Origin of the sequence: Microbacterium sp. (genome assembly GCF_036823965.1) — a bacterium.
GTDB lineage: Bacteria > Actinomycetota > Actinomycetes > Actinomycetales > Microbacteriaceae > Microbacterium.
In genome coordinates, this window is record NZ_DAITBE010000011.1 from 15,134 (window position 1) to 34,973 (window position 19,840).

Genomic DNA, 19,840 nt, shown 5'->3' on the forward strand with positions numbered 1-19,840 from the left:
GCTCGTCAGCCGAGCGCTCCTCAGCCGATCCAGGAAGTGTCGGCGAACAGCTCCTGCAGCTCGTTCACGAGTCGGCTCGTGTGGAACCCGTCTGCTGCGGCGTGATGGATCTGGATCGCGAGCGGCAGCAGCATCCGTCCCTCGCGCTGCACGTACCTGCCGAGCGTGAAGATCGGAGCGAGGTGCTCCCATCCGTCGCGGATGTTGAGCGTGAAGCCGGTGAACGACGCCCACGGGAGGCTCGACACGTCGAAGCTGTTCGGTGGCGGGGCGCCCTGCGGGAAGAACTCCGTCGTCTCGCGGTGCTCGGCCAGCAGGGCGGCTGCCGCATCGTGGAAGACGGCGAAATCGGGGTCGTACGGCGTCCAGACGCTCGAGAACGTCTCACGCGCTGCGTTGAAGATCGTGAAGGACGGATGCACGACGTCCCAGGTGGCCGGGGCGCCGCCCTCGGCAAGGCACATCCGGAACTCGGCGTGCCGATTCACGACGGTGGCGAGGGCCCAGATCTGGGCGATGTACGTCTTCCGCGTCGAGCCGGCCAGTGCGTCGACGACGTCCGTGACGTCGAGTTCGACCGTCATCGCGTACGTGCACGCGACCGAGCGCAGATAGTGCTGGAACTGGGCATGTCGCGGCCAGGTGTCGACGTCGATCAGCTGTGGGGATGCCATGCGGTCCATTCTCGCGCGGATCCGCGCGTGTCCCCCACTCGGGGGATGCGCGGGGGCGTCACCGCTGCGTAGCGTCGATGGCATGACTGATTCAGAAGAAGGATCTGAGAAGAAGTCGGGCTATGGGGTCGCGCTCGGCATCGCGCTCGGGCTGCCGATCGGCGCCGTGATGGGGATGCTGCTCTTCGACAACATCGGCCTCGGAGCGGGTTTCGGACTCGCGATCGGGCTGTGCCTGGGAGTCGCGCTCGACGCGTCGTCGAAGCGCAAGGGCTCGGAGTAGCTCAGCCCGCGCCGCCGAGCGTCGGCGGAAGCTCGGGCACAGCGGCGGGCCAGGCGCCGTATCGGCGGTCGAGGTCCGCACTGGCGAGTTCGAGGGATGACCCGCCCGCGTACCGTTCGGCGTCGATGTCGAGCGAAGCGAGGAGCGCTCGGGTGGTGTCGGCAGTCTGGCCTGGAGCGTCGAAGGTGAAGCGCACGAGGCGCCCGCGGTCGACCTCGCCCTGCGAGGCGAGCTGCGCGAGTGCGTAGTCGATGAGCGCCGCGGGGTCGCCGGTGAAGGCATCGGTCGCGGAGAGCGTCGCGATGACGGACGCGGTCGTGCCGTCCCAGGCGCGTGCGGCGGTGAACTGCACGCCGGGGATCTCGGCGAGGGCGTCTTCGACGTCAGCGAGCGTCCGGCTGGCGCCTTCCTGGCTTGCCGGAGTGGACGCCGGGGCAGGTGCGCCGATGAAGGAGCATCCGCTGAGGACTGCGGCGACGATGAGCGCCACGGCGGCGACGAGCGCAGTCCGATGTCTGCTGATCATGAGAGCCCCCTCTCTTCGCGCTCTCCACTCTATGGGGCGCAGCCTGCGACGCTCCGTGGGCAGCGCTGTGCCTCCTGAGCTGAATCGGATGAGCGCCACCGAACCTGACATCGTGACGATCCGCCTGGTCGACTACGACACGAGTTCCTGGATCTGGGTGCCGCACATCTGGCCGCACGAGGGGTTCGCCGGTCCAGAGTCGTGGGCGGATGCCGTGTCTCGCACTGTCGCGAAGCGCTCCTGGCTGCAGTTCGTGCAGCGGCGCGCGTTCCGTGCCGATCTCCTGCAGATGTCGCTCAGCCGCGACGGCGAGAGCACGAACTGGACGCTGGCCTACGCGCCGAGTCTGAGCCGGGTACCGCGCATCGTCCGGATCGACGCCCACGACCGGGTGACCTCCGATCCCTCGACCGTCTCCGCGTGCACACCGACGCCGTCGCGCGGGCGCTCGCATTCGACATCGATTCCGGGGCGGGGCCGCAGCCGGCTCGCGCGCAGGACTGAGCCTCTCCCGCCCCGTCACAGCGCAGGGTCGAGGCGCGCGAGCGCAGCATCCATCTGCTCGGCCATCTGCCGATAGCCGGTGTCGGACGGGTGGATGCCATCAGCGGCCATCCAGCTGTCGTCCGATCCGGCATAGTGCCCGTCGAGCCAGCGACTCGCGCCGGGGATCCAGTCCGCATCGATCGCGGCGGCGGCATCCTGCACCCAGCCGATGATCGTCTCGACCGATTCGGGGCGCTCATCGGTGTACCAGAACGGTTCGACGACGATGATCCGCGCGGCGGGCAAGGCGTCGCGCAGACGGGTCAGGTCGGTCGTGATGGTCTCGCGGATGAAGTCCGCCCGGCTGTCGAAGCTGAAGTTGTCGTTGAGTCCCATCGTCACGAAGACGATGTCGGGATGCTGCCCGATGACGAGCTCGGGCAGGTCGTTCTCGCCGAAGTCGGAGCGGTGATTGACGAACCCGAGCCCGTTGACGCTCGGGTTGAACTCGCGCCATCCGCGTTCCTCGCTGATGACGGTCGACCACCGAAGCGCCGGGTCGCTCGCGCCGGTGCCGAGCGTGTACGAGTCCCCGTAGAAGGCGACGACCGGCCCTGCGCCCGGTGTCGGCGATGTGTCCGGTGCGGGCGCAGCGGCGCAGGCCGTGAGCCCGAGGGCGATGGCGACCACGGAGGCGAGCGAGCGGAGACGGCGCATGCCCGTTGTTCGGCGCGGAGCGCGAGGCGGATGGGAGACGGCCGCTAGGCCGCGGTCTCCCGCACGCCGGGCCGGGTGAGCTTCGGGATCAGCACCGGCGTGCTCTCGCGGTACTCGATGTAGTCGGCGCGATCGCCCCACTTCTTCTCGGCGCGTGCCTCGAGCAGCGGGATGCCGCTCACGCGCGTGAGCAGCAGGATCACGAACAGCGGCGAGAGCAGTGCGACCCACTGCCATCCGGCGAGCACGGGCGCGGCCGTGAGGAACACGCCGACCCAGATCACGATCTCGCCGAAGTAGTTGGGGTGGCGCGACCTCGACCACAGTCCGGAGCGGATGAACTCGTGCCGGTTGCTCGGGTCGGCGCGGAAGGCCGACTTCTGCGCGTCGGCGACGATCTCGATCGCCATGCCGATGATCCACACGATGATTCCCACGACGGTCAGCCATCCGATGGGGGCCCGCGATGCGGCATCCGTGCTGATCGCGATCCATGCGGCGGCCGCGGTCAGCGACACCCACGCGCCCTGGATCACCCACACCTGAAGGAAGCGCAGCGGCGAGCCCTTGATCTCGTCGAATCGGCCATCCGATCCCGCCTTGTGCACGCGCATGGCGAGGAAGGATCCGAGGCGGACGGCCCACAGCATCACCATCGCGGCGAGGATCCAGCTGCGCGCGTCCGGCATGGGCGTGAGCAGCACGAGTGCACCGGAGATCACGAAGAAGGTGAGGCTGCCGGTGAGATCGAAGAACCGCTCGGTGCGCAGGAGCATCGCCGGGATGAATGCGATGACCTGGATCGCGAACGCCGCGGCGACAGCGATCGTGAACAGCGGGATGCCGCCGATCGTCTCACCGTTCTGGCTGCCGGCGAGGGCGACGAGCGCTCCGATCACGAGTGCGGCGATGATCGCGATGAGCGACGAGCGGGAGGACTTGGAATTGGTGGGCGTCGGGGAGGACATGGTGTGCTTTCTGTTCTCAGAGGTACAGGTCTTCGACGGTGACGGCCGCGCGATCCAGCACGACGCTCCGCTTGAGCTTCATGGTCGGGGTGACGAGGCCGCGGTCCTCGAGGTCAGCGAACACCACGCTGAACCGACGGACCTGCTCGCTGCGCGCCACGAGGGCGTTGGCCGCGTCGACGGCGCGCTGCAGGTGAGCGCGCAGCGTCGGGTCGGTCACCTCGCGGATGTCCGGCTGGGTGACGGCGGGGATGCTGGCGCCCGCGGCATCCGCCCACGCCAGGGTCTGCTCCGGATCGAGGACGAGCAGCGCCGAGAGGTACGGCTTGCCCTCCCCGACCATCACCGCATGCGAGACGAGCGGGTTGGCCTCCACCGCACTCTCCCAGCGGGTCGGCACGATCGTCTTGCCGTTCGACGTCACGATCACGTCTTTGAGCCGACCTTCGAGGATCAGCCGGCCCTGCTCGTCGAGGCGCCCGAGATCGCCGGTGCGGAAGAAGCCGTCGAGGAAGGCTCCCTCATCGTGGGCCGGGTTGCGATAGCCGTCGAAGACGCCGACGCCGCGGGCGAGCACTTCGCCCTCGTCGCTGATGCGGACGGTGAGGCCCGGCAGGGGCGAGCCGACGCTGCCCGACGCGATGCGGCCGGGAAGATTGCCGGTGAGGGGCGCCGTCGTCTCGGTCAGTCCGTAGCCCTCGATGACCGGGACGCCGATGCCGCGGAAGAAGAGCGAGAGCTCCGCGTCGAGCGCTGCACCGCCCGACAGGATGTAGCCGACCCGTCCGCCCATCACGGTGCGAAGCCGGCGGTAGAAGAGGGCGTCGAACAGGCGGTGGCGCAGGCTGAGTGCGAGGTTCGTGGCGGGCGTTCGGCCGGCGTCGATCTGCTCGGCGCGGCGTCCCCACGCGATGGCAGTCGACTCGGCCTTCGCCCAGACTCGCGACAGGCCCTTGTCCGCAGCCTTGGTGGCGGCGGCAGCCTGGATCTTCTGCAGCACCCGCGGCACGACGACCAGGAAGGTCGGACGCAGCGTGTCGAGGGTGGCGACGACGGTCGACGGGTCGGAGAGGTGCGCGATGCGCATGCCGCTGGCCAGGCAGATCAGCTGCAGCCCGCGCGCCAGCACATGGGCGAGCGGCAGGAAGATCACGGTGTTCCCGTCGTCGTTCACGATCTCGTGGTACGCCGCGGCGATGTTGAGCACCTGGCCGAGGAAGTTCCGATGGGTCAGGACGACGCCCTTCGGCTCGCCCGTCGTGCCGGAGGTGTACACGATCGTCGCAGGGTCGTCCTGCGCGGCGGATGCCCTGCGGACCTCGAGCGCTGCATCGGCGACGTCGACGCCGAGCGCGACGAGGTCGAGGAGCGTGCCGGATGCCGCGGCATCCGATGCGGCGGTGTCCATCGTCCACGCGCCGAGCGTGACGTCGTCCGTCTGTGCGAGTGCCGCCTGCAGCAGCGCCGCGTGCGCGGAGGTGCCGCCGATCGCCAGCCGCACGCCGGCATCCGCGACGATGGCGTTCACCTGCGACGGTGACGAGGTCTCGTAGATCGGCACGACGACCGCACCGGCGAACCACGAGGCGAGGTCGGCGACCGCCCATTCGTAGCGCGTCGGCGCCATGATGGCGATCGGGTCGCCCGCCTGGATTCCCTGGGCGATGAACCCCTTCGCGAGCGCGCGAACCTCGTCGGAGAACGCCCGTGTCGTGATCGGCCGCCACGAGCCGGAGGTCCCGGCAGCCGCTGCGTCGACCTCGAACGCGATGTGGTCCGGTGCTGCGGCGACGCGCGCGACCAGCAGGTCGGTGACGTTGCGGTAGCCGTCGAGGGCTGCCAGCGGCGGGGTCGATGATTCGATCATCGGGGCTCCTCTCGGTCGTACGGGCGGTTCGCTGGGCGCGCGAGTACCGCCCACCTGCTCTTGTTCGGAACCGATGAGGATTCGGATGGGAGCGCTGTCGTGCGTGGCACGAAGCGGCCCTGCCGACGAGAAGACCCCCGGAGGTCCGGGGGTCTCATGGAGGGACTGACGGGAATCGAACCCGCGCTATCTGCTTGGGAAGCAGAAGTTCTGCCATTGAACTACAGTCCCGAACCCGCATCCGAGGAGCGGGTGAACGCAAGCCTACCCGCCCGCCGCCGGTTGGCCAAAGCTCGGGCGGTCGGGCGGTCGGGCGGTCGGGCGGGCGGGCAGGATGCCGGCGGGCGGTGCTGCTCAGGCGATGATGTCCAGCGGATGCTCGAGCAGGTCGGTGAGCATGGCGAGGAACTGCGCGGCCAGCGCCCCGTCGATGATCCGGTGGTCGGCGGAGAGCGTGTACCGCATCCGCCGTCGCACCTCGACGGCCCCGTCGATGACGACCGGTTCCGCCATGGCCGCGCCCACGGCGAGGATCGCGCCCTCCGGCGGGTTGATGATCGCGGTGAACTGCTCGACGCCGAACATCCCGAGGTTGCTGATCGTGAAGGTGCCTCCGGTCATGTCGTCGGCGGTGAGCCCGCGCTGCTTGGCGCGATCCGCGAGGCGTCGGGCCTCCGTCGCGATCTGCGACGCCGGCTTGCGGTCGGCATCGGCGATCACGGGGACGACGAGTCCGGCATCCGAGGCGACCGCGATCCCGATGTTCACGCGTCCGTGCTGGAGCGTCGTCCCCGCGCCCTCGGGGGAGTACGAGGCGTTGACGCCCGGGAATGCCGTGAGCGCGATCGCGCACGCGCGGACCACCAGGTCGTTCACGCTGATGCGGGCACGCCCCGCCGCGTCGAGGCGGGCGTTGAGCTCGGCACGGAGGGTGAGGAGGTCGTCGACGACGGCAGCGGATGTCACGGTGAAATGCGGGACGGATGCTGCGCTCTCGGTGAGGCGGCGGCTGATCACCTGGCGGGTGCGATCGAACGGCACCGCGGTCGACCGTCGGGCGTCGTCGGTGCGGCGAGGCTCTGCGGCGGCCGGCAGAGCGACGGATGCCGCAGCCTGCGCCGCCGGAAGACGATCGAGGTCGGCGCGGATGATCCGGCCGCCAGGGCCGGATCCCTCGATGTTCGCGAGATCGATCGCCTGCTCGCTGGCGAGCCGGCGCACCAGGGGAGTGGCGAGCACACGCGGCGGCACCTCGACTGGCACCTCGACCGGCGCCTCGGGTTCTCCGGACGGCGCCTCGGGCGCCGCTGTCGGCCTCTCGGGCTCCGCAACCGGCGCGGCAGCCGGGCGCGCAGGCGTCCCGTCGTCGAGCACCGCGATGACCATGCCGATCGTGGCCTGCTCGCCCTCCGGCACGAGGATCTCGCGCAGGATGCCTGCGTCGTACGCCTCGTACTCCATGGTGGCCTTGTCGGTCTCGATCTCGACGAGGATGTCGCCGACCTCGACCTGGTCGCCAGGCTGCTTGTGCCAGGTGGAGATCGCGCCCTCCTCCATGGTGTCGGACAGGCGGGGCATGAGGATGTCGATCATCGGGGGTCCTTCTGCGAACGGTGGCCGACGGCGGCGAGCGTCTGCCGGATGGCGGCGGCCACATCGTCGGATGATGGGAGCGCCGCGGTCTCGAGCGGCTTCGAATATGGGAGCGGCACCTCGGCCATGGCCACTCGGCGCACCGGAGCATCCAGCCAGTCGAACGCGCCGTCCGAGATCGTGGCGGCGATCTCCGCGCCGATGCCGTAGGTCAGCCAGTCGTCCTCGAGCACGACCGCGCAGTGCGTCTTCTGCACCGACGCGATCACGGTCTCGCGGTCGAGCGGCCGCAGGGTCCGCAGATCGACCACCTCCACCGATATCCCGTCGGTCTCGGCGAGGCGCTCGGCCACGTCGAGGGCGACGGCCGCCATCCGCGAGTACGCGACGACGGTGATGTCGGCGCCGCTGCGGGTGATGGCGGCGCGGCCGATCTCGGCCGGGGTGTCGTCGTCGGGCACCTCGCCCTTCGTGTTGTAGAGGGCGAGGTTCTCGAGGAAGAGCACCGGGTCGTCATCCCGGATCGCGGCGAGCAGCAGCGCCTTCGCGTCGGCGGGACTCGAGGGAGCGACGACCTTCATGCCGGGGACGAAGGCGTAGTACAGCTCGATGTTCTGCGAGTGCGTCGCACCGAGCTGCTGCCCGCCGCCGCCGGGCGTGCGGATCACGAGCGGCACGCGCGCCTGCCCGCCGAACATGCCGTAGATCTTGGCCGCGTGGTTCACGATCTGGTCGAGCGCGAGCAGCGAGAAGTTGATCGTCATGATCTCGACCACGGGGCGCAGGCCCAGCATCGCGGCTCCGATCGCGGCACCGGTGAACCCCTCCTCGGCGATCGGGGTGTCGCGCACGCGTTTCTCGCCGAACTCGTCGAGGAGTCCGGCGGTGATCTTGTACGAACCCTCGAAGACGCCGATCTCCTCGCCGAGGAGCAGCACGTCGGGGTCGCGCAGCATCTCCGTGCGGAGGGTGTCGTGCAGTGCCTGCCGGTAGGTCATGATGCTCATGCGGATGCTCCGTTCGAGGGGAAGGATGCCGAGGGGAAGGATGCCGAGGGGAAGGGCGCCGGTGCGAACAGCGGTTCTCCCGGCAGTCGGCGTGAGTCGTTGGGCACCGGGGTCGCGTAGGTGTAGTCGAAGAGGGTGTCGACGGACGGGTGCGGACTGGCCTCGGCGAAGGCGACGGCATCCGCGACGACGCGCATGGCGTCAGCGTCGACCTCGGCGATCAGCTCGTCCGTGAGCAGCCCGTCGGCGGCCAGACGCACCGCGAAGGCGGCGATCGGGTCGGCGGCCTTGAGCGCCTCGGCCTCGTCGCGCGTGCGGTACTTGGCAGGGTCGACGACGGAGTGCCCCTTCAGCCGCTCGCTCACGGTCTCGAGCAGGAACGGGCGGCCGGACCGGGCGGATGCCAGCGCAGCGAGAGCCGCTTCGCGCACCGCAACAGGGTCGTTGCCGTCGACGCGCGCGGACGGCATCCGATACGACGCCGCGCGCTTGTAGAGCTCCGGCTCGCCGGCCGCCTTCTCGACCGTCGTGCCCATGCCGAGGCCGTTGTTGACGACCACGTAGACGATCGGGAGGTTCCAGAGGGAGGCGATGTTGAGCGATTCGTGGAAGGCGCCGATGTTCGTGGTGCCATCGCCCATGACGCAGACGACCGCCTCTGGCCCGCTGCGGTAGTCGATCGCCAGGGCTGCGCCGGTCGCGAGCGGCACCTGGCCGCCGACGATGCCGTAGCCGCCGAGCAGCCGCGCCTCGAGATCGAACAGATGCATGGACCCGCCCCACCCCCTCGAGACGCCGTCGCGTCGACCGTAGAGCTCGGCCATGATTCGGCCGGGCGCGATGTCGCGGCCGATCGCGTACCCGTGCTCGCGGTAGTTCGTGAAGAGGTAGTCGCTCGGATCCATCGCGGACATGAGGCCGGTGACCGTCGCTTCCTCGCCGAGGTTCAGGTGGCAGTAGCCACCGATCTCGGCCTGGGTGTACGCGCGGGCCGCCCGCTCCTCGAACCGGCGGATCAGCACCATCTGGCGGTAGAAGCCGAGGAGGGCGTCGGTGTCCCTCGTCTCGGGGTGGGGCGACGGGGTCTCCGTGCGCCGCTTGGCAGCCGATGTGCGCGTGGCCATGCGGACCTCCTAATAATGAAACGAATCCGTCTCATTATATGATGGGACGGAGGAGTGCAGATCGCATGGCTTCGAACCGAGGAGAACCATGGACGCCGCGTCACCAGGAGCCCCGCGCAAGCGCGGCCGACCGACGCCCGAGGAGCGCGAGCAACGGCGAGACCAGATTCTCGATGCAGCCGTCGCGCTGTTCGTCGCCCGAGGGCTCGGCCAGGTGACGATCGACGAGATCGCCGCATCCTCCCGCGTCACGAAGCGCACCATCTACACGTACTTCGGCGACCGGGCGGAGGTGTTCACGGCCGTCATCGAGCGCTTCAGGACGACTGCGCTCTCGGAACCGGACGCCGCGGGCTCGAGCCTCCTCGACGCCGCCGCACGCATGGTCTTCGTGCTGCACTCCGACGATGCCGTCGGCATGCATCGCCTGATGATCGGCGAGTCCGCGCAGTTCCCGGATCTGGCCGCGCGCTTCTACGCCAGCGGACCGGAGGGTTACATCGGGATGCTGCAGCAGCACCTCGCCGGCGACGACACCGCCGAGCGTGCGGAAGCCCTCTTCGGCCTCCTGCTCGGCGAGCCGCACCGGCGCCGGTTGCTCGGCCTCGTGCCTGCGCCGGATCGCGCGGCCGCGCGGGCCCAGGCCGAGCGCGCACTGCGGCTGCTCGGACATCAGGGCGGCGCGGACAACTAGGCTGGGGCCGTGCTTCTCAGCGATCGCGACATCAAGGCAGAACTCGCATCAGGCCGTATCGGTCTGGCGCCGCACGAGCCGGAGATGATCCAGCCGTCGAGCATCGACGTGCGCCTGGATCGGTACTTCCGCTTGTTCGACAACCACAAGTACCCGTTCATCGATCCGTCCGAGGATCAGCCCGAGCTCACGCGCCTGATCGAGGTCGCACCAGACGAGCCCTTCATCCTGCACCCCGGTGAGTTCGCACTCGGCGCGACCTTCGAGCAGGTCACGCTGCCGGACGACGTGGCGGCACGACTCGAGGGCAAGTCGTCGCTCGGACGCCTCGGCCTCATCACGCACTCCACCGCCGGGTTCATCGACCCGGGGTTCACCGGCCACGTCACGCTCGAGCTCGCGAACGTCGCGACCCTGCCGATCAAGCTGTGGCCCGGCATGAAGATCGGGCAGCTGTGCTTCTTCCGGCTCACCTCGCCGGCCGAGAACCCGTACGGCTCCGGCCCCTACGGCAACCGCTACCAGGGGCAGCGCGGCCCGACGGCGTCGCGGTCGTTCCAGAACTTCCACAGGACAGACGTCGGGATCACCGACAACGGCGCAGTCGGAGGCTGACATGAGTGATGACAGCACGAACCCGCAGGATCCGCAGAACCCGCAGAGCCCGCCGGACGCTGTCATCCCGCCGGCCCCGCCCGAGACCCCGATCCCGGAGGGGCTCATCTCCGCTGAGCCGGTGATCCCGCCGCCACCTGCCGACATCCCGCCGGCCGACGACGTCATCCCGCCGCCACCGCCGGAGGCGATGCTCCCGTCGTCGCGCAGCACGCGTCGGAAGCCAGCGATCCTCGAGGGCGAGCAGCCCTCGGCCGTCGCCGATGACTGGGCGAAGCCATCCGTCGCGCCCGAGGTGCCGTCATCCGGTGGCTACCGCGGTCTGACCGTGGCGATCTTCGCATTCCTGCTGATCCTCCTCGTCGCGGCGGTCGGCGTCGGCATCTTCCTCGCGACGACCATGACGTTCCCCTTCGCAGCGGGTTCCGCGGTCGACGTCGCCGCGCAGGCTGTCGGCGGGGTGCTGCCGCTCTGAGTGGGCGGATGGCGTGGAAGCTGCGCCCGAGCACCATGGCGGACGCGACCTGGATCGCCGAGCTCCGGGCGGTCGTGCTGCTCGATGACCTCGAGCGCCTCGGACGCTACGACCCGGTTCGGGTGCGTCGGCGATTCCTCGACGCCTTCGATCCCGCGTCGACCAGCGTGATCGTGATCGACGGCGCGGATGCCGGCTCGATCACGCTGCGCACCGACGATGCCGGCGCGGTGTGGGTCGAGCACTTCTACCTCGACCCGGTGTTCCAGGGGCGTGGGATCGGATCCGCGGTGCTCGCGCAGGTGCTGGCGGCGGATTCGTCGGCGACCTTCCGACTCAATGTGCTGCAGGGGAGCCCGGCGCGGCGGCTCTACGAGCGTGTTGGCTTCGACGTCGACAGTGAGGACGAGGTCGACGTCTTCATGACGAGGATCCTGACCTGACCTGCGTCCGCTGACGTGTTGCGAGCATGTAGGCGGGAACCGCGACGAGCACGACCACGACGTGCATCGCCATGAGCGCGACCGCGGCTGACATCGTCGTGCCAGGGATGAACCGCAGCATGAGCAGCAGGATGTCCGGGATGAACGAGGCGACGAGGATGACCGGCGCCAGAACCGACAGGGTGCGGCGCGGGTCTCGTGCGCGACTGAGCACGAGGCGCCATCCGAGCCAGCCGATGCCGACGCCGAGTACGGTGAACAGTCCGTAGGCGGGCGGGGTGAGTGGACCGTAGCCCGATGGTGCCCCTGCGGCGACGGCCACGGCGGCGACCGCCGCGTTCAGGAGGATCGCGACGACGGCTGCCGCGAGAAGGATGATGCCGGCGCGCAGGCGGGGCCGCGTCGACGGGCGCTCGGTGGGGGCGATGATGGCCATGGGAGTCTCCTTCGTCAGGTGGTGCATCCGATATCGGTACCAACCGGTACCGATATTTACGGTACTGCTCGGTACCGAAAGATACAATGGCCACACATGGACACCGAAGAGACCAGGGCGGCTGGACGCCCTCGCGACCCCGGGCTCGAACCGAGCATCCTCGTCGCCGTGCAGGATCTGCTGATCGAGCACGGGTACGCGGGTATGACGATCTCGGCCGTGGCGACCCGCGCGCGGTGCGGGAAGTCGGCGATCTACCGGCGGTGGGAGACGAAGGCGGAGCTCGTGGTCGCCGCGATGCGTGCGCTGCAGGTCACCGCGGAGCAGCCCGATACCGGGAGTCTCCGGGAAGACCTGATCGCCGCCGGCATGCACTTCGCCGACGCCGATGAGCGCTCAGCCGCAGTGCTCGCCAGCCTGCTGAGCGAGATCGGTCGCGACGAGGAGCTGCGAGACGTCGCCTATCGGTTCATCGGCGGGCCGCCGGTCGCGGCGATCACGGCGGTGATCGAACGATGGATCGAGCGCGGCGCGGTGCCGGCCGATGTGCCGGTCGCGCTCATCGCCGGCATCGTGCCGACGGCGGCGTTCGGCAGCATCAGCCTTCGTCGACGATCGCTCGACCCGGCGACCGTGACGGATCTCGTCGACCACGTGATGCTCCCTGCGCTGCGCCAGGGCTACGCGGCTTCGCGGCGGGATCAGGCCTCGAGGTCTTCAGGCTGATCGGGAGATGGCACCGAATCCGGTGACGCGTAGACCTTACGGCCGGTCACGTCTCTCACGATGCCTCGTACTCCCTCGCCATCCACAGAGATTGGGATGACCCTCTCGGCGAGGAAGCGTTCGTGGGCCTGTACGCCGGAGAGTGCCCATTCAAGGTCCACGAACGATGGGGTCATGCCCTTGAGATTCGTCACTCCGATGATCTTCGCCTTCGTCAGGGAGAGGAGGGGTGAATAGTCGGACGTTGCGACGCGAGGGTCCCAATACAACGCCTCGAGGTCGGTGAGCGACCGGATGAACTCCAGAGAATCGGCGTTTGTTCGACTGCCCGTGAGGCTTCTCGTCACTCTCAGTGACCGGAGGCTGGAAAGGTCGCCGAGCGGTGCGTAGTCGCGCAGCGCGCGGCCGTTCTCGATCTCCAGGTGTGTGATGGCTCGCAAGGCTCGAAGCGGAGCGAGGTCGGTGACCGCACTGGCGCCACCGAGGATCAGCTGCTTCATCGAGGCCATGCCTGCGATCGGGCTCAAGTCCGTATACGAGCCCCAGTGGATCCTGAGGTGGTCGATCTGCGTCTGGGCGCGGATCCCACCCAGGAGCCTGTCGTTCACGTGGCACCACAGAGTGAGTTTCCTGATCGGAGTGGGGCGGGACAGCAGGTCCAACCAGTCGTCCAGGATCTGCTGCCGTTCCTTCTGGGACCGCTCATGGATCGTGGACGGCCATGGCGCGAGGATGACCTCGGTCTCCCCGTTGTAGTCGCTTGCGCGCGCGATGAACGAGTCATCTTGTTTGGTGTCGCTGCGGAATGGTTCGACTCCATCGATCATGTGGAGAACCTAGCAACTCGGCACGTTCGTCCTCGCAACGTTGGCTGTCCGGCACACGTCAGAAACGCCCCACCCGACGTGTGTCTGGTGAGGCGTCTCGTGAGGAGCTGTCAGGCGTCGCGACCGCGGCTGAAGCCGGCGTCGAAGCCGCGCTCATAGGCGTGCTGCGCGTGGCGGGCGGCGCGGAGCGGTCCGCCGTGGCCGCGGTGACCGTGGTCTCCGTGGTCGTGACCGTGCTCGCCGTGGCGCGCGTCGCGTCCGTGCTCGCAGTCGTGCTGGTGCTCGCCGCCGTGGCGCGGGCCGAAGCCGTGGCGCGGGCCGAAGCCCTCGCGCGGGTCGATGCCCCCACGCGGGCCGAAGCCGTGTCCCGGACCGAAGCCGCGACCGAACGGGCGACCGAAGCCGCGCGGGAAGCCGTGGCCTCGTCCGTGCCCGCCGAAGCCGTGGCGGCGTCCGTGGGGGAGACGAGTCTCCTCGTCCCAGCCGAACGCGCGAGCGATCTTCTCGAGCGATGCGAGCGTGGTGGCCATCTCCTCCTCGGAGACGGCGTCGGTGACCTTCGAGCGGATGCCGTCGACGATCGCGCCGAGGCGATCCTTCGCGGCACGGCCCTCATCGGTCAGCGTCCAGCCGTCGCCCTCGGCGGTGACCCAGCCGCGCTCGATCAGCCCGTGGAGCTTGTGCTCGGTGAGCGGGCGACGTGCGGGGGCGGTGCCGTCGATCACGTTGAGCAGGCGCCAGTCGCGGCGGCTCGCTCGCTCGTCCTCGAAGGCGGTGGCGAACTCGGCCGCCATCAGGCGGTCGGCGGCCTTCAGCCAGTAGCCGAAGGGGCGGGAGGTGTTCTCGTTGTTCTGTGATTCAGAGGTGTTCATCGGGAAAGTCCTTTTGTTGTCAGTGTGCATGTGTATGTCACAGTGCATGTACATGTAGTGTGACATGGAGTCGCAATGCATGTCAAGTCGCATGTAAAATCGTGCTGTGACCTCCGACGACATCGATCCAGCCGAAGCGATCGCCCACGCCCTCTCGCGTCTTCGCGGACGGCGGCCAGGCGAGCGCGGTGCCGGACGCGGCGGTCCGCACGGCTGGCATGGCGGAGGGCACGGCCATGACCACCCCCACGGCGAGCCCTTCGGCCACCGTGGATTTCCCGGGCCGCCGCCTTGGGTGGGCGACCCCTCGGCTCGGATGGGCGGGCCGGCCAGGATGCGGATGCTGGAGGCGCTCGCCGCAGCATCCACTCCGCTCAGCGTCAGCGCGCTCGGCGAGGCGATCGGCGTCGATCAGCCGCGCGCGTCACGCCTCGTGCAACAGGGTGTCGACCACGGCCTGGTGCGCCGCGAGGCCGACCCGGACGACGCTCGAAGAACGCGCATCGCGCTCACCGACGAGGGGCGCCGCTTCGCGCGCGGCCTGCGGGGTGAGCGGCGCGAGTACCTCGGACGCGCGCTCGAGTCGTTCACCGACGAAGAGCGCACCGAGCTCGCTCGGCTCCTGAACAAGCTCGCCGACAACTGGCAGCACTGACCGGCTGCCCGGGATCTACTCCGCGCCCTCCACGAACTCGAGCGACGTCTCGTCGTCGACCGAGAGCGACAGCACGACGGTCTCGATCGCCTCGTGCGCCTCGATCCGCTGCTCGATGTCGCGCAGCTGCGTGGCCACGTCGTGCTCTCGGGCGTCGCCGGCCAGATCGATCTCGGCGACGAGGAACAGCCGGTTCGGCCCGACGTACTCGATGTGCAAATACGTCACGCGCTCGATCTGCGGGAGGCTGAGCAGCGCATCGCCGACCCGCGCACGCAGCGTGGGCGAGGCGTTGGCGCCGACCAGGAACGCGATGTTCCGCCGGATCAGGATGATCGCGACCACGCCGAGCAGCACGCCGACCAGGATCGAACCGATGGCGTCCCAGGCTGCGACGCCGGTGACCTGGTGCAGGAGGATCGCGCCGCCGGCGAGGGCCAGGCCGATCAGCGCCGCGGCATCCTCGAAGAACACGGCCCGCAGTGTGGTGTCGCTCGTCTCGAGCACGTAGTCCCAGGTCGACGAGCCGCGCTCCTTCGCCAGGCGGCGGGACTTCACCATCGCCTGCGTGAACGATGCGCCCTCGAGCACGAACGAGATGCCGAGCACGATGTAGGCGACGAGTGGACTCTCGACCGGCCCGGTCTCCGAGAGCTCCTGGATGCCGTGCATGATCGACACGATCGAGCCGGCCGTGAAGATGCCGAACGCGGCGATCAAGGACCACACGAACGCGTTGCGTCCGTAGCCGAGTGGATGCCGAGAGTCCTTCGCCTTGCCACCTCGCCGGTCGGCGATCAGCAGGAACACCTCGTTGCCGGCATCCGCCCACGAATGCGCGGCTTCGGCCACCATCGACGCGGACGAGGTGATGATCGCCGCGACCGTCTTGGCGATCGCGACCAGGATGTTTGCGAGGAACGCGATGATCACTGTCACGCGGTCAGGCTACTCCGGTCCGCGGTGTGCTTCTTCGCGCAGCGCGGCGCCTTCACCGGGAGCAGCAGCAGGAAGCCGATGATCAGCACGGCCATGATGCCGAGGATGCCGAAGGCGGTCTGGCTGGTGAGGACGATGAGCACCGTCCAGGCGCCGGAGGCCATCCAGCTCGCGGCGCGCCCGGTCGTGGCGTACAGGCCGAAGATCTCGCCCTCGCGTCCGGCCGGGGTGACCCTGGCGAGGAACGAGCGGGCTGCGGCCTGCGCCGGTCCGACGAACGCGCACAGGATGAGTCCGCCGATCCAGAACACCATCGTCCCGCCGTCGCGCAGCAGGAAGACCGCGAGTCCGGCGACGATCATCGACCCGATCGAGGCGAGGATGATGCGCTTCGGGCCGACCCGGTCGTCGAGGCGGCCGGCGAGGATCGTCGAGACCCCGGCGATCAGGTTCGCCGCGATCCCGAAGACGATGATCTCCTGAGTCTCGAAGCCGAACACCGCGGTGCCGATGATCGCGCCGAATGCGAAGACGCCGCCGAGGCCGTCGCGGAACACCGCGCTCGACAGCAGATACCAGAACGTGGGTCGCGTCTCGGGGTCTCGGTAGAGTCCGGCGACGTCCTTGACGAGCAGCACGTACGACCTGAAGAAGCCGACCTTGCGCTCCGGTCGCCCGAGCGAGGGCTCCGGCACGTTGAGGAAGATCGGGATGCTGAAGATGATCGCCCAGACCGCGCAGCCGACGGCGATCAGTCGGTAGGCGAGGCCGTTGTCGGTCGACATGCCGAACCAGTCGAAGGTGTCGAGCACCACGACGATCACCAGGGCGATGATGCCGCCGAGGTACCCGAAGCCCCAGCCGAGCCCGGAGATGCGCCCGACGTTCTTCGGATTCGCGATGCCGATCAGCATGGCGTTGGAATTGACCGCCGCGATCTCCTGGAACACGGTGGCGGCCGAGATCAGCGCGACGCCCAGCCAGAACAGGTTCGGGGTCGGCTCGACGAACCAGAGTCCGAGCATGCAGAAGATGAGGGCTCCGGTGCCGATGCCGAGCCACAGCTTCTGGCGCCCGGCGGCATCCGCTCGCTGTCCGAGCACCGGTGCGAGCAGCAGGATGCCGAAGGCGGCGATGGTCGACCCGAGGCCGAGGCTCGAGGTGAGGCCGGCGATCGCGGTGTCGTACGCCTTGCTCGACGGGTCGAGGGCGGCGAGGTCGGCCGGGAGGAACGAATCGGTCGTCAGGTAGAGCGCCGTGAACACGAAGGTGAGGATGACCGTGTTGAAGGGCTGCGTCGCCCAGTCCCACAGTGCCCAGGAGTAGACCTGCTTCTTCGGAGCCGGGGTATCGCCGCGCAGATCGAGGCCGATCACGCCGACGGCGCCGCTGTTCGCGATCGCCGGTGGCTCCGGAACGACGGGGCGAGATTCGGGTTCGCTCATGATCGAAGTCTGGCCGTCTGCGGTGAACGGCCGGTGACGGCGCGCCGCACGATTCCGCCCGCTGGAGATCGGCGGGTGCGTAGGGTCGACGCATGACGGCGGGGGATGCAGTGGAGCAGCGCACCGTCATCCTGTTCGAGGGTCGAAGCGACCGGCTCGCGTTCGAGGCGGTGGCGCGGCGGTGCTGGGTCTCTCCGGATGTCGTGCAGCTCGTCGACATGGGTGGCATCACGAACCTGCGGACGCGCGTCTCGGCGCTTCGCGAGGCTGACGACGCCGTGCGTGTGCTCGGACTCTACGACGCGGCGGAGGAGGCGTACGTCATCCGGATCCTGACCGATATCGGGATGCTGGCCGGCGGAGCGACGCATCCTGCCGACGTCGGGTTCTTCGGGTGCGAGCGCGATCTCGAGGCCGAGGTGATCCGAGCGGCCGGCGCCGAGCTCGTGTTCGAGACGCTGGCTGCGCGGGGCGAGCTCGAGCGGTTCCGCGTGTTCCAGGGGCAGCCCGCCCAGCGCGGCAAGCCGGTCGACGATCAGCTGCATCGTTTCGCCGGCACCGCCGCGGGGCGCAAGGCGCGCTTCGCGGCCGACGTGATCGACGTCCTTCCGATCGACCGCATGCCGCCGCCGCTCACCGCCCTGCTGCGCGCTGCGCTGCCCGCCTCGTGACCGCGTTCCCTGCGTGCCGAGCGGCCCCTCTCCGTGCGAGCGGCCCCCTTGCGAACGGACGCAAAGGGGTGGCTCGCGCGGAAAGGGGTGGCTCGGCGCGGCACCTCGGCCGGGATCGCGACTTCCCCCCGCGATTCAGAGCGCGGGACCGCGGACGATCCGCACCGGACCCCGCGCCTCCGCGATCTGCACGGGCTCGCCCTGCTGCGTCACGATGACCTCGTCGCGCTCGGCCAGCTCCCCGGCGACGCGCCGCACCTCGTCCATCCGCGACCGCCAGGACTCGCCGCCGATCGCGCGGGCGACGTCGCTCGGGCAGATCGACGACTCGTCGCGCTTGCGGGTGAGGGCGCGGATCGCCGCGGCAGCCCGCTCGGCGAAGTCCGCATCCGATGACTCCTCCCACCACGGCGCGCCGCGTTCGCCGAGCGCGGTCTTCGCGTCGTGCACCCGCCGCCGCGCATCGGATTCGGATGCCTTCACCGCGCGCCGCGCCGCCATCAGCTCGTCCACGAGCTCCTGCCGCAGCTTCTCGGGGATCGTCGGATCCGTCGCCCGCCACCGCCGTCCGTTCACGATGATGTGGTGCCCGTCGGCGGTGCGTGCTGGCTCGTCGCTCTCCGTCATCCGATCAGCATCCCTTCCCACTCCGTGCCGAACCACCCCCTTGCGCGCGAGCGGCCCCCTTCTGAACGTTCGCAAAGGGGTGGCTCGCACACAAAGGGGTGGCTCGGCACACAAAGGGGTGGGTCGGCACAAGGGGGCGGGCACGACATCACTCTGGGGAGAGCGGGGCGCGCAGCGTGCGGGCGTAGTCCTCCTTCAGCACGGCGAGGTGCAGCCACGCCTCGATACGCGTCACACCAGGCAGGGCGCGCAGGCGCTCGAGGCTCGCGTAGAGCGCGCCGGCCGACGGCTCGACGAGGGTCGCGATCGCGTCGAAGCGTCCGAGCGTGCGGGCCGCGAAGTCCACGCCGCGTCCACCGCGCAGGGCGTCGATCACCGCGTCGTCGTCGTCGCCCAGGTTGATCCCGACGCCCATCGACAGCTGGCGGTGCGCGAGGCCGCGCGCCTCGACCGCACTGATCTTGATCACGCCGCCGTCGATCAGTCGCTGCACCCTGGTCGCGACGGCCGAGGGAGAGAGCCGCACCTCGTCGCCCAGCGCCCGGAAGCTCTGCCGCCCGTCGGCCTGCAGCTGTTCGATCAGGGCCTCGTCGATCGCGTCGAGCGTGATGTCGCCGTGGTACTCCGAGACGAAGAACCCCTTCACCACGGTCGAGTAGATGATGGTGTTGATGTCGAGGATGCCGTCGATCGCGCGAATGGTGGCGAGCAGGTCGTGCAGCTCCTCCATCGAGCCGAGCCTGACCTCGGTCACGAGGTCGTGCGCGCCGCCGACGGCAGACACCAGCACGGTCTCGTTCATGTCGCGCAGCTGCTCGGCCACGAGTTCGACTGCGCCATCGGTGCGGATCGAGACATGCGCGAGCACGTGCTGGCCGAGGAACACCGGGTCGACCGCGGCGACCACCCGCACGGTGCGATCGTCGAGCATCGCCTTGAGGCGTGCGGCCACCGCGGCTCGTGACTGCCCGAGGCGAGCGGCGAGGGAGCGGATGCTGGCACGGCCGTCCTCCTGCAGCGCACGGATCAGGTCCGCGTCGAAATCCATGGATCTCTCCTGAAAGGTCACTTTCCCCGGAACGCACGCGCGACTGCGCGCATCCTCAGTGTAGAGACTGCTGTCGCCGTGGGGTAGGCCCGCATTGTGCGATGTTCTGATCAGAACTCCAG

The 19,840-nt window shown here is 69.2% G+C and carries 24 protein-coding genes and 1 tRNA gene; 9 read left to right on the forward strand and 16 right to left on the reverse strand.

Going from position 1 to position 19,840, the window contains the following annotated elements; translation table 11 throughout:
• Nucleotides 1-20: 20 nt before the first annotated feature.
• Nucleotides 21-674, reverse strand: a complete 654-nt coding sequence (gene catA / locus V7Z82_RS15925) for a type A chloramphenicol O-acetyltransferase (RefSeq protein WP_334152608.1) — start codon at nucleotides 672-674, stop codon at nucleotides 21-23.
• An 82-nt stretch (nucleotides 675-756) separates the two neighbouring features.
• Between catA and V7Z82_RS15930 the strand changes: the two genes are divergently transcribed.
• Nucleotides 757-957, forward strand: coding sequence for a hypothetical protein (locus V7Z82_RS15930; RefSeq protein ID WP_334152609.1), 201 nt, complete (start codon nucleotides 757-759; stop codon nucleotides 955-957).
• A 1-nt stretch (nucleotide 958) separates the two neighbouring features.
• Here the strand turns inward: V7Z82_RS15930 and V7Z82_RS15935 are convergent, their stop codons facing one another.
• Nucleotides 959-1,483 (reverse strand): hypothetical protein, encoded by a 525-nt coding sequence (locus tag V7Z82_RS15935; protein ID WP_334152611.1) that lies wholly within the window; start codon nucleotides 1,481-1,483, stop codon nucleotides 959-961.
• A gap of 88 nt (nucleotides 1,484-1,571) precedes the next feature.
• On the opposite strand from V7Z82_RS15935, the gene V7Z82_RS15940 reads away from it, so the two are divergent.
• The gene (locus tag V7Z82_RS15940) at nucleotides 1,572-2,063 is read left to right on the forward strand and encodes a hypothetical protein (protein ID WP_334152612.1); all 492 of its coding nucleotides are present in this window, start codon (nucleotides 1,572-1,574) and stop codon (nucleotides 2,061-2,063) included.
• Here the strand turns inward: V7Z82_RS15940 and V7Z82_RS15945 are convergent.
• The 7 genes from V7Z82_RS15945 to pdhA form a co-directional block, all read right to left on the reverse strand.
• Nucleotides 2,003-2,686 (reverse strand): SGNH/GDSL hydrolase family protein, encoded by a 684-nt coding sequence (locus V7Z82_RS15945; protein ID WP_334152613.1) that lies wholly within the window; start codon nucleotides 2,684-2,686, stop codon nucleotides 2,003-2,005. The two genes, V7Z82_RS15940 and V7Z82_RS15945, sit on opposite strands and share 61 nt — an antisense overlap.
• 44 nt (nucleotides 2,687-2,730) lie before the next feature.
• Nucleotides 2,731-3,654 (reverse strand): DUF1295 domain-containing protein, encoded by a 924-nt coding sequence (locus V7Z82_RS15950; protein WP_334152614.1) that lies wholly within the window; start codon nucleotides 3,652-3,654, stop codon nucleotides 2,731-2,733.
• Between the two features lie 16 nt (nucleotides 3,655-3,670).
• The gene (locus V7Z82_RS15955) at nucleotides 3,671-5,521 is read right to left on the reverse strand and encodes an AMP-dependent synthetase/ligase (protein ID WP_334152616.1); all 1,851 of its coding nucleotides are present in this window, start codon (nucleotides 5,519-5,521) and stop codon (nucleotides 3,671-3,673) included.
• A 157-nt stretch (nucleotides 5,522-5,678) separates the two neighbouring features.
• Nucleotides 5,679-5,752 (reverse strand) — tRNA-Gly (locus tag V7Z82_RS15960).
• Between the two features lie 123 nt (nucleotides 5,753-5,875).
• Nucleotides 5,876-7,114 carry a dihydrolipoamide acetyltransferase family protein gene (locus V7Z82_RS15965; RefSeq protein ID WP_334152618.1) on the reverse strand — a complete coding sequence of 413 codons (1,239 nt, stop codon included), beginning with the start codon at nucleotides 7,112-7,114 and terminating at the stop codon, nucleotides 5,876-5,878.
• A complete protein-coding gene (locus V7Z82_RS15970; RefSeq protein WP_334152620.1) occupies nucleotides 7,111-8,121 on the reverse strand; it encodes an alpha-ketoacid dehydrogenase subunit beta in 1,011 nt (336 codons plus the stop codon). Before V7Z82_RS15970 ends, V7Z82_RS15965 begins: the two co-directional genes overlap by 4 nt.
• Nucleotides 8,118-9,245 (reverse strand): pyruvate dehydrogenase (acetyl-transferring) E1 component subunit alpha, encoded by a 1,128-nt coding sequence (gene pdhA / locus V7Z82_RS15975; protein ID WP_334152622.1) that lies wholly within the window; start codon nucleotides 9,243-9,245, stop codon nucleotides 8,118-8,120. The genes V7Z82_RS15970 and pdhA overlap by 4 nt, the downstream gene beginning before the upstream one ends.
• Nucleotides 9,246-9,333: 88 nt before the next feature.
• Between pdhA and V7Z82_RS15980 the strand changes: the two genes are divergently transcribed.
• From V7Z82_RS15980 to V7Z82_RS15995, 4 genes are read left to right on the forward strand one after another with little or no spacing between them, the layout of a single operon-like run.
• Nucleotides 9,334-9,939: a TetR/AcrR family transcriptional regulator gene (locus V7Z82_RS15980; protein WP_334152624.1), complete on the forward strand. Its 606-nt coding sequence runs from the start codon at nucleotides 9,334-9,336 to the stop codon at nucleotides 9,937-9,939.
• A gap of 9 nt (nucleotides 9,940-9,948) precedes the next feature.
• A complete protein-coding gene (gene dcd, locus V7Z82_RS15985; RefSeq protein ID WP_334152626.1) occupies nucleotides 9,949-10,554 on the forward strand; it encodes a dCTP deaminase in 606 nt (201 codons plus the stop codon).
• Nucleotide 10,555: 1 nt separating this feature from the next.
• Complete coding sequence (locus V7Z82_RS15990; protein ID WP_334152628.1) at nucleotides 10,556-11,029, forward strand: hypothetical protein; 474 nt, start codon at nucleotides 10,556-10,558, stop codon at nucleotides 11,027-11,029.
• Nucleotides 11,030-11,037: 8 nt separating this feature from the next.
• Complete coding sequence (locus V7Z82_RS15995; protein WP_334152630.1) at nucleotides 11,038-11,472, forward strand: GNAT family N-acetyltransferase; 435 nt, start codon at nucleotides 11,038-11,040, stop codon at nucleotides 11,470-11,472.
• Here V7Z82_RS15995 and V7Z82_RS16000 read toward each other — a convergent pair.
• Nucleotides 11,450-11,908 carry a DUF6069 family protein gene (locus V7Z82_RS16000; protein ID WP_334152631.1) on the reverse strand — a complete coding sequence of 153 codons (459 nt, stop codon included), beginning with the start codon at nucleotides 11,906-11,908 and terminating at the stop codon, nucleotides 11,450-11,452. The genes V7Z82_RS15995 and V7Z82_RS16000 overlap by 23 nt on opposite strands.
• Before the next feature lie 96 nt (nucleotides 11,909-12,004).
• Here V7Z82_RS16000 and V7Z82_RS16005 point away from each other — a divergent pair, with 96 nt between their 5' ends.
• Complete coding sequence (locus V7Z82_RS16005; RefSeq protein ID WP_334152633.1) at nucleotides 12,005-12,634, forward strand: TetR/AcrR family transcriptional regulator; 630 nt, start codon at nucleotides 12,005-12,007, stop codon at nucleotides 12,632-12,634.
• Here the strand turns inward: V7Z82_RS16005 and V7Z82_RS16010 are convergent.
• On the reverse strand, nucleotides 12,610-13,461 hold the full coding sequence (locus V7Z82_RS16010; RefSeq protein WP_334152634.1) for a hypothetical protein: 852 nt from the start codon (nucleotides 13,459-13,461) through the stop codon (nucleotides 12,610-12,612). The two genes, V7Z82_RS16005 and V7Z82_RS16010, sit on opposite strands and share 25 nt — an antisense overlap.
• Nucleotides 13,462-13,571: 110 nt before the next feature.
• Nucleotides 13,572-14,333 (reverse strand): MarR family winged helix-turn-helix transcriptional regulator, encoded by a 762-nt coding sequence (locus V7Z82_RS16015; RefSeq protein ID WP_334152636.1) that lies wholly within the window; start codon nucleotides 14,331-14,333, stop codon nucleotides 13,572-13,574.
• Between the two features lie 106 nt (nucleotides 14,334-14,439).
• On the opposite strand from V7Z82_RS16015, the gene V7Z82_RS16020 reads away from it, so the two are divergent.
• Entirely contained in the window at nucleotides 14,440-14,988 is a 549-nt protein-coding gene (locus tag V7Z82_RS16020; protein ID WP_334152637.1) for a MarR family winged helix-turn-helix transcriptional regulator, read from the forward strand.
• 15 nt (nucleotides 14,989-15,003) lie between these two features.
• Here V7Z82_RS16020 and V7Z82_RS16025 read toward each other — a convergent pair whose 3' ends face one another.
• Both V7Z82_RS16025 and V7Z82_RS16030 read right to left on the reverse strand, forming a co-directional pair.
• Nucleotides 15,004-15,927, reverse strand: coding sequence for a cation diffusion facilitator family transporter (locus tag V7Z82_RS16025; protein WP_334152639.1), 924 nt, complete (start codon nucleotides 15,925-15,927; stop codon nucleotides 15,004-15,006).
• A complete protein-coding gene (locus tag V7Z82_RS16030) occupies nucleotides 15,924-17,372 on the reverse strand; it encodes an MFS transporter (protein WP_334152640.1) in 1,449 nt (482 codons plus the stop codon). Before V7Z82_RS16030 ends, V7Z82_RS16025 begins: the two co-directional genes overlap by 4 nt.
• 92 nt (nucleotides 17,373-17,464) lie before the next feature.
• On the opposite strand from V7Z82_RS16030, the gene V7Z82_RS16035 reads away from it, so the two are divergent.
• Nucleotides 17,465-18,043 (forward strand): ATP-dependent endonuclease, encoded by a 579-nt coding sequence (locus tag V7Z82_RS16035; protein WP_334152641.1) that lies wholly within the window; start codon nucleotides 17,465-17,467, stop codon nucleotides 18,041-18,043.
• A gap of 135 nt (nucleotides 18,044-18,178) precedes the next feature.
• Here the strand turns inward: V7Z82_RS16035 and V7Z82_RS16040 are convergent, their stop codons facing one another.
• Together V7Z82_RS16040 and V7Z82_RS16045 are read right to left on the reverse strand one after the other, a co-directional pair.
• Nucleotides 18,179-18,670, reverse strand: coding sequence for a DUF3253 domain-containing protein (locus tag V7Z82_RS16040; protein ID WP_334152643.1), 492 nt, complete (start codon nucleotides 18,668-18,670; stop codon nucleotides 18,179-18,181).
• Between the two features lie 148 nt (nucleotides 18,671-18,818).
• Nucleotides 18,819-19,718, reverse strand: coding sequence for an Lrp/AsnC family transcriptional regulator (locus tag V7Z82_RS16045; RefSeq protein WP_334152645.1), 900 nt, complete (start codon nucleotides 19,716-19,718; stop codon nucleotides 18,819-18,821).
• Nucleotides 19,719-19,840: the final 122 nt, after the last annotated feature.